Annotated in this window: 8 protein-coding genes and 1 pseudogene; 2 read left to right on the top strand and 7 right to left on the bottom strand. The window is 60.9% G+C overall.

The window, feature by feature from the left end; genetic code table 11:
• Positions 1–97: 97 nt before the first annotated feature.
• From PQR67_RS35585 to PQR67_RS35575, 3 genes are all read right to left on the bottom strand, one after another.
• Positions 98–793: a septal ring lytic transglycosylase RlpA family protein gene (locus PQR67_RS35585; RefSeq protein ID WP_408467472.1), complete on the bottom strand. Its 696-nt coding sequence runs from the start codon at positions 791–793 to the stop codon at positions 98–100.
• Between the two features lie 256 nt (positions 794–1,049).
• Positions 1,050–1,310: a hypothetical protein gene (locus PQR67_RS35580; protein WP_408467471.1), complete on the bottom strand. Its 261-nt coding sequence runs from the start codon at positions 1,308–1,310 to the stop codon at positions 1,050–1,052.
• On the bottom strand, positions 1,303–1,674 hold the full coding sequence (locus PQR67_RS35575; RefSeq protein WP_408467470.1) for an AI-2E family transporter: 372 nt from the start codon (positions 1,672–1,674) through the stop codon (positions 1,303–1,305). Before PQR67_RS35575 ends, PQR67_RS35580 begins: the two co-directional genes overlap by 8 nt.
• Positions 1,675–1,905: 231 nt before the next feature.
• Here PQR67_RS35575 and PQR67_RS35570 point away from each other — a divergent pair, with 231 nt between their 5' ends.
• Positions 1,906–3,756, top strand: coding sequence for an ABC transporter ATP-binding protein (locus tag PQR67_RS35570; RefSeq protein ID WP_408467469.1), 1,851 nt, complete (start codon positions 1,906–1,908; stop codon positions 3,754–3,756).
• 123 nt (positions 3,757–3,879) lie between these two features.
• On the opposite strand, the gene PQR67_RS35565 is transcribed toward PQR67_RS35570, so the two are convergent.
• The 3 genes from PQR67_RS35565 to PQR67_RS35555 all read right to left on the bottom strand — a co-directional run bounded on the left by PQR67_RS35565 (position 3,880) and on the right by PQR67_RS35555 (position 6,522).
• Positions 3,880–4,125, bottom strand: a complete 246-nt coding sequence (locus PQR67_RS35565) for a hypothetical protein (RefSeq protein WP_408467468.1) — start codon at positions 4,123–4,125, stop codon at positions 3,880–3,882.
• Positions 4,126–4,534: 409 nt separating this feature from the next.
• Positions 4,535–4,804, bottom strand: a complete 270-nt coding sequence (locus PQR67_RS35560; protein ID WP_408467467.1) for a hypothetical protein — start codon at positions 4,802–4,804, stop codon at positions 4,535–4,537.
• Between the two features lie 1,004 nt (positions 4,805–5,808).
• Complete coding sequence (locus PQR67_RS35555; RefSeq protein ID WP_408467466.1) at positions 5,809–6,522, bottom strand: winged helix-turn-helix domain-containing protein; 714 nt, start codon at positions 6,520–6,522, stop codon at positions 5,809–5,811.
• Between the two features lie 503 nt (positions 6,523–7,025).
• Here PQR67_RS35555 and PQR67_RS35550 point away from each other — a divergent pair.
• Positions 7,026–7,505, top strand: coding sequence for a cold-shock protein (locus PQR67_RS35550; protein ID WP_408467465.1), 480 nt, complete (start codon positions 7,026–7,028; stop codon positions 7,503–7,505).
• A gap of 71 nt (positions 7,506–7,576) precedes the next feature.
• On the opposite strand, the pseudogene PQR67_RS35545 reads toward PQR67_RS35550, so the two are convergent.
• Positions 7,577–7,888 (bottom strand): annotated as a pseudogene (locus PQR67_RS35545) (alpha/beta fold hydrolase); the annotation flags it as partial.
• Positions 7,889–8,134: the final 246 nt, after the last annotated feature.

The following is an 8,134-nucleotide window of genomic DNA, read 5'->3' as shown; positions in this document are numbered from 1 at the left end:
ATTTGTTGTTATGGCAAAGCTGTAATGTCGTACCTGGGCAAAGCTGAAACGTCGCATGTCATGTCTGCGGGGTTAAAAGAAGCCCCACATCGCCGACTCAATGCAAAGAACGGCTCGCCTGCGGATCAACCGGTGACTTGTCGCCCGGCTTTTTTTCCGCGCCGGCGCCCGGCTTCACACTACCGTCCGGTTGCGGAACCTCCATCGGCTTGACTTCGACTGGGGCAACGCCATCTTTCTTCAACCCGAGCTTATCCGCAGTTTTGGGCGACACGTCGACGATTCTGTCCTTGACGTAAGGGCCGCGGTCCCTGATTTCGACCACCTGGCTATTGCCGTTTTTCAGATTGGTCACCCGGGCCGTGGTCCCAAGCGGCAGCGTTTTACTCGCGGCGGAATTGGATTGCGGATTCATTGGCGTACCGTCCGCCATCTTCTTTCTGTAAAACTCCCGGCCATAGTACGAGACCTTGCCCTTTCGGGCTTTCCCGGAACGGTCGACACCGCTGTGTGGTGTTGCCTTTGGCGTCTCGCGGTCGACATTGACCGACGCCTGACTTTGCGCCGGAACTGACATGCTCAGGCAGCACGACAGGAGCAGCAAGGAAAACACGTGAAGCACAGGTCTTTGACCGGCTCGCAACCGGATAAGGTCAACGTAGCGGCCAGCTTCAAAAAGCAACGCCTCGCTCGCCATCGCGAGTGGCATCATTCGCGTTTTCGCCTGCATCAACTGCCATCTGGGATGCGGGCCCGGCAGCCGGATCGCCGTGGTATGAAAATTGATCTCCATGTGCCGCTCCTCTGCAGCGAATCGCGATGGCCGCCTTCTGCCCGATGCTCACCACACGCAGCGCGGCGGGATTGGCCGCACACCGGTTCCAGGTTCGTTCACTTTGTACCTGGCGTTGTAAATTCAGGAGTGCACGGCAATTTCCCCTGAGGAAAGCACGGCTTGCAGCGCTTCAGCCGCAGACCCGTTCGCCGACCAATGACGATTTCCCACGTCGCGAGGGAAAGCAATGCTGAAATCGGCTACCCGCATGGCGTCACTTCTTGCGTTGCGACTCGCGTCCGCCACCGCCCGGCGGCTCGGCATGCCTGCCCGTGCCAAGCGGCACTTCAGCGGTTTGTACCGGGCGCTCGCTGGAGCGTCGCGGGTTGGTTTGCCCGGCCACGCCGGTTTGTTCGACGGGTTCGATGCCAAGCGGACTGGGCTCGACATAGTGGGTTCCGCCTGGTTTGCTACGCGGTTTGGGGTTCGGTGCGTGCTCTGTGTCGAGGTCTTTGCCTGAATTGCTGTCACGCATATCGCTCTCCCTGAAGTCGGTTACACCATGGCTGCAGCAACAACCGGTCCCTCTCCGCGAAAGCACGGTCAACCAGTTCAAATAGCACACCGACCGCCGACAGTACGGAAAGCGCGAATAACACCGCCACGATCACCGACGGCAACCGGCCGAAACGGAAGCGCCTCAGCAACCCGACGAGCGGCACAGCGATGAAGCTGAGCAGCACCGCCAGCGTGATTGGAATCAGCACGCCCCGCCCCACGTACAAAGCGGCTATCACGACCACGCCGCTGGCAAGCGAATTCAGCGCGCGCAAGCTCTGCACTGCGGGTGCCAGGTCCGGCCGGCCCTGCGGCAAACGTGGTGATGAATGGGGTTTCATGAAGGGGTCGGCGCAACTCGCATGCCAATGACGGCGCATGCACCGTTCCCGGCAACCAGCGACGCCGGGCGTATCCCCTTCACCCTCTCGACGGGTTGCGACGAACCACGCGGCACGGAGGTTGCTTTCTTGTGTTCCCAGGACCGAACCATCCCACCCTCGTTGCCGCCGCCGAATGCCCCTGTCACCACAAACAGGGCTTGGCTCCGTCACCGCCACGGAGCCGATGCAATGCAATTTGCAGACGATGCAGACAATAGTCGCGCCGGACGTGTGCGCCGGCGCCGGCGCTCGCGCGAAATCTCGCGGTATGCGGGCAAGCCGATCCGCCTGCTTTGGCGCTATATCGGGCGTCGCAAGCTGTCACATGCGGTCGTTCTCACGAGCGTCCTGATCGCTGTCGGTTGCGCGCTGGCGTCGCAATACGGCATCAGAAATCTGATCGACACATTGCCGGCCGGACGAGCGCATCCGCACACCGTGATTCGTGCTTTTTCGATCCTGGTCATACTCATTCTGGCCGACAGTCTGTGCTGGCGCATCGGCGGATGGGTGGCCGCGCGCGCTTTCGTCCGCGTGACGGGCGACCTCAGGAACGAGATGTTCGCCTATCTGACGGCACACGCTCCGGCCTTCTTCGCCGACAAGCAGCCTGGGGTCCTGTCGAGCCGCGTATCGGCCATGGCGAACGCCGCCTATACCGTGGAAAACACCGTCGCGTGGACCGCCTTGCCACCGTGTTTGACCGTAGCCGGCGCGATCGCCATGGTCGCCATCGTCAGCGCCCCGATGAGCCTCGCGCTCGTCACGGTCTCAGGCGGCCTCACATGGTGGCTGTTCCGGCTGGCGAGCAAGGGCGCGGCGCGCCATCAGGCTTTCGCCGCGCGGGCCGCATCCGTGGACGGCGAGCTCGTGGACGTGATCGGCAATATCGGGCTGGTGCGCGCCTTTTCCGCACTCAAGCTGGAGCGCCAACGGCTCGACGCGCATCTGCATACCGAAGGCTCGGCCCGTACGCGAAGCCTGCTATACCTCGAACGACTCCGGCTGCTGCACTCCATCGCCACCGCGCTCTTCTCCGCGGGACTCCTCGGCTGGACCTTGTGGCTATGGAGCCAGGATCGCGCAACGACCGGCGACGTAGTGCTTATCGGCTCGCTCGGTTTTGCGATTCTTCATGGAACCCGGGACCTGGCCGTGGCGCTTGTCGACCTCACTCAGCACATCGCACGTCTGGGCGAGGCGACGCAGACGCTGCTGATACCGCACGACATGGCCGAGCGCGGCAATACGCAGCCGCTCATGATCGAAAGGGCGACGGTGGACTTCGAGAACGTGTCCTTCGCGTATCCTGGGCGCCGGCCAGTGCTCAGCGAATTCAACCTGCACATTCGCGCCGGCGAGCGGGTGGGTCTGATTGGTCCGTCCGGCGCCGGCAAATCGACCCTCTTCGCTTTGATCCAACACTTTTACGAACCGCAAACCGGCAGCGTGCGGATTGCCGGACAGGATATTTCGCGTGCGACGCTGCAAAGTCTGCAGGCGGCGATTTCGATTGTGCCGCAGGACGCCGCCCTGTTTCACCGGTCCCTGCTGGATAACATCCGCTACGGTGTTCCGGATGCGACGCAGGCCGACGTTCGCCGTGCGTGCGAGGACGCAAACTGTATGGATTTCCTTGCGGCCATGCCCGGGGGACTCGACACGATCGCCGGCACGCGCGGTGCAAAGCTATCCGGCGGCCAACGGCAAAGGATCGCCATTGCGCGTGCCATTCTTAAGGACTCTCCAATCCTGCTGCTCGACGAAGCGACTTCGGCACTCGACACGGCGTCAGAACTCGCGATCCAATCGGCCCTTGAACGATTGATGCAAAACCGCACCGTTATCGCGATCGCCCACCGCCTCTCCACCTTGCAGAGCTTCGATCGCATTGTCGTGATTGATCGAGGGCATGTGGTTCAGGACGGCTCGCCGACGAAGCTTGCTGCCAGGCCGGGCGTTTATCGCGACACGCTTGCGCGGCAGCGCAGGCGCATAAGCACGCAGGAGATGTCCGGAAGCGAAAGCGAACTGTCATAACGAGCCCATTCGCTCGGGCTTCCGGAATCGGCGCCGCGGCCGCGCCGCCAGGCACACCGGGAAATTCCACGAACCGACCCCGCTGGTGCGCATTCAAGATGTGAGCGCAGGACAGCGCTCACGTCAGAGTTCTTCCCGCGCAGGTTCTACCTGAAGGTCGTGCTGGCAGATCCAGGCAAACGCCCAATGTTGGGCAACCTCGATCGCCTCCTCCTCGGTGTCGGAATAGGAAAGATTGCGCCCGATGTGCATTTCGCCATCAACATAATCGTCAGTTGAAACACGAACCAGTCGCGCGTGTCCGAAGAATTTCCCGAGGGAGAAATCCGGAGTCGCGTCGATGATCCACCCACGATACCCGCACTGCATGATTGCCTCCGATACTTGGGCTATCCGGGATTCGAAAAGACAAAACATGAATTCGTCCGCTCGTTATCGCTAATCCTCCTACCCGGTCAAAAAATTCGCGGGCTTGCGCATCCCGGCTGTCGAGCAAACGGCCACCATGGACAACTGATACTGCTACGGATCGTCGGTGACACAACGACGAGTGCCAACTGTGAAGTAAAGCAAAGAAGGTGCCCAGTTCGCCGTGCGCGGAAGGATGTCGCGCGCGACGCGGCCGGACGCATGGTTTTCAAACCGATTGTAGAAATTTCAGTGCGTGTTCACGATTCGCCACGGCGCGACATCTGCGGTTATGCAAGGTTCGAACTGAGCCGGCTCGCGGCCGCGATTCCACGCCGGACAAACGGCGAAAAAACGCCTCCGAGCCGGCTTATTGGCTGGCGCCGGAGACTGCTGATGCACCCGGCGTACTCGCCGCGTCGGCAGCCGCAGCCGCGCCACTGCTCGTATCCGCAGTGCTGCCGGTTGCCGCGTTGCCATTCATCACGCCGCTGCTGGCCAGTGCCGCGCTGGCGGCGGTGGACGTATCCGCGCTATTGCTATCTGAGCGTTTGCAGCCAGCTGTCGCGCCCAGCACCATCACTATTGCGGCCACGATCAGCGCCTGCTTACCTTTGCTCTGCCTGGATAGTTGCTTCATCACTCACCTCCTCGCTTCACTCAGCGGTCCAGCGAAGCCGAATTAGTCTCATGCACGAACGGATTCGCCGGCTACCCGGCGTTCCACGATGCTGTTGAACGAAGTGCCCACAATGCGCAGCAAGGGCTATGCCTCGTGCTGCATTTGCTGATTCTGGCGAATTGAACGCGCAACGATATTTCCGCCGTTCAGGCATGTGCTCTGCTCGCTTTCGCACAGAGCCGTCGCTAATGAGGTAGATGTGCGCGGGCGGAATCGAAGCGACCGCCTGGCCGTAGATGGCGAACCTGCATGCGCAGGTGTATGAAAAAAGCCGGCCCGTGTTCGGGCCGGCGAAAGGGTGCCGGCCCATTCCGAGGGCCAGTGCCGGAACCGCGTGCAACGCTTCACGCACAAAGATCCGGGCGATCGTTGAGTATCTGGTCTGGTATCCCTGCCATCACAACAACGCGGCTCGACCGTCACCGCTGCGGCAAAGGGCAAGTTCTCCAGCGGGTGACAGATCTGGCTACCCCATGATCACCCGTGCCAGTCAGCCACCATTGCCGGAGGGCAGATCTTCAGCTGGCTCGTAGCAATAGTGAAACTCGCGGTCGCCCATCGGCCACGAGTTTCCCGTGCTGTCCGTCAATATCCAGTCGCCGGGGTTCACCTTGCGCCAACCCTCCGGGGTGGCAACAGCCCACATCTGCCCCTGCCGTTCCACTCGCAGATGATCACCTGGCACAAACCATCGGCTTGCTTCCAACGTCGACGTTGAGGTTCGTTTCCTGAACTGCATCCTTGCACCTTGTCCGTCTAATTCACGAGCGGGCCTGTGGCACGGACAGGACCCGTGATTGCAAGCCTGCGATGCTAATCATCCGCGCCTCGCATCACTGTCGATTTTCTACCGCGTTTGTGGAGTTTTGTCGGCCGATATTTCGATGTATTACACGCTCGAAACTCAATCCCAAGTCATCTGAACCGCAACCGGACCTGCGTTGCGAGTGCTGCGTGCGCCTTCAATCCCAGGCCAGTTTGCTGAACTGGTAGCCCTTGCCGCGGACCGTCTTGATGCGCTGCGGGGTGCTGGCGTCGTCGTGCAGCTTGCGGCGCAGCTTGGAAATGCCACCGTCGATCGTGCGATCGAGCCCGTCGAATTCGATGCCATGCAATTGCCGCATCAACTCGTCGCGGCTCACCACTTCACCCGCGCAACTGACCAACGTCCACAGCAAATCGAATTCGGCCGACGTCAGATCGGGCAGGCTGCCGTCCGGAAGCTTGACCGTGCGGCTTGCCCGGCTGATCTCGAACTTGCCGAAGGTATGGCTCTCGGGTTGGGCGGCTTCAACGGTACGTGCGGTACGCACGGTCATACGGCGCAGTTGCGCCTTGATGCGCGCGAGCAGCACGCGCAGTTCGACCGGCTTATGCACGTAGTCGTCAGCGCCGAATTCGAGACCCAGCACTTCGTCGAACTGCTCGTCGCGCGCGGTCACCATGATGATCACGCCATCGAATTGCTCGCGCGCATCGCGACAAATCTGGAAACTGTCTTCGCCCGGCACGTTCACATCGAGAATCACCAGGTCCGGGCAGCGCTTGAGAATGGCCGATACGGCGTCGTTGCCGAGCGGCACGGTCTCGACTTCGTAGCCGTCCTGCCTCAGATAGCCGGCGGCCAGCGCCGACAGATGGTCATCGTCTTCGACAAACAGAATCCGGAATGGCATGGGACGAATCGTTCAGGGCGAGTTGTTTGAATAGTGGTGGGCACCGGTATAGCGCGACGCACAGCCGGCAAGCGACGGCACCGCGTCGCGCGCCCTTGCGCACCACGCGGATCGACCGGGAAAAGCCGCACGAACGGGCTCGACGCGCAGCATAGCCGATGCGTTGCACATCTTGCGACACGCTAGACAAAATTCCACAAACACACACGCAATTCGACACGAACATGCGATCCGCGTGGCTAGCATCCACTCGATTGAAATAGCCAGGGATTGCCATGACGACTGTTTATCCCCGATGAGACGGGTGACGAAATGGGGAAATCAAGTGCCGACACGATGGACTGCGAACTATCTTTGCGTATCACCTGAACAAGCTGACGGCCGCCTTCGGGGGCAAGCAACGAAGCTTCGCGAGATTGTCTCCGTGTCGCTGTCTTACAGCCACTCTGTTATCGACGGCAAAACGTTCGACGCATCTATAAAGATTAACGAAAGGTAACGCCATGCGTGGAACAGTCAAATGGTTCTCCACAAAGCGGGGATACGGTTTTATTGTTGGGCAGGACGAAATTGATTATCACGTGAGTGTGCGAGACGTTTCAGGTGTGACACTTCCCGCCAATGGCGATACAGTCGAATTCGAAGTGACACAAGGAAAGCGCGCGTCTCGTGCTACCAGGGTAACCGTCGTCCAGCGTGCTGCGAGTGCGAGGCAACCCGTGCAAGCCACGGACGATCGCGTAGTCTGCGCAAGCTGTCAGAGACGAATGGTGCCGCGAATGATCTCCTATCGCGGAGAACCAAGGAAATCGGTTTGTCCCTTCTGTGGTACGACCTATCAGAAGTTCGGCGGCTTCCTGCGAACTCATCGAACCTCAGCGGCACCCGTTCGCTTCGTGTTCGACATACTAACTCGCGCCATTGCACTCGTTAACGCCAAGGCCGCCCGGATCAACGCGGATCGGCGAAGCGATAAGCAGTAGCAAGGCTGCACAGCCGGCGCGATAGCACGCTTACGCGGTACTGATCGGCGACCCGCCAATCCGGAGACGATTCAAGGCTGCGCGCAAAACGCGAGAATCGCGCCCGCGACCTGCTGCGGGGATTCACGCTGAGGAAAGTGTCCCACTCCGTCGAGAATCTGGCGTGTGTAACGCCCTGTGAAGAACTGCTCGCGGCCGGCGGAGCTATCCGGCGCATTGCAACTATCTTCCGCACCGTGCAGCACGAGCGTCGACACGTCGAGCACAGGGGCCGGATTCAGCCGCTCTTCGTCTTCCGCGCAGGCAGGATCGCCGGCGACAAAACCCCAGCGGTGCCGATAGGAGTGCAGCACCACGTCGGCCCAGTCCGGGCTGTCGAACGCGGGCGACCTTCGACCCAGCTTGTTCATGAACGCGATGAGATCGCGCCCGAGCGCAGCTAGCTGGCCACTTCGCAGCCTCGCGGAAGGTACCGAGGCGTACGGATTGCCGCCGCTTCCAGAGGTCCGTTTCTATGGTTTCACGCGGCACGATTTCGCGGCTGGCGCCGTGCTGGTCAGGGCCGTGCGCGATGCTGGACGCAGTACCCGGTTCGCGGCAGCCTGGTAGGTCCCTGTTTACGCGTAACC

It is taken from the genome of Paraburkholderia fungorum, from assembly GCF_046026025.1.
Taxonomy (GTDB): Bacteria; Pseudomonadota; Gammaproteobacteria; order Burkholderiales; family Burkholderiaceae; genus Paraburkholderia; species Paraburkholderia fungorum_E.
Note: the sequence above shows the minus strand (reverse complement) of the source record. Positions and strands in the feature narration are given on the sequence as shown.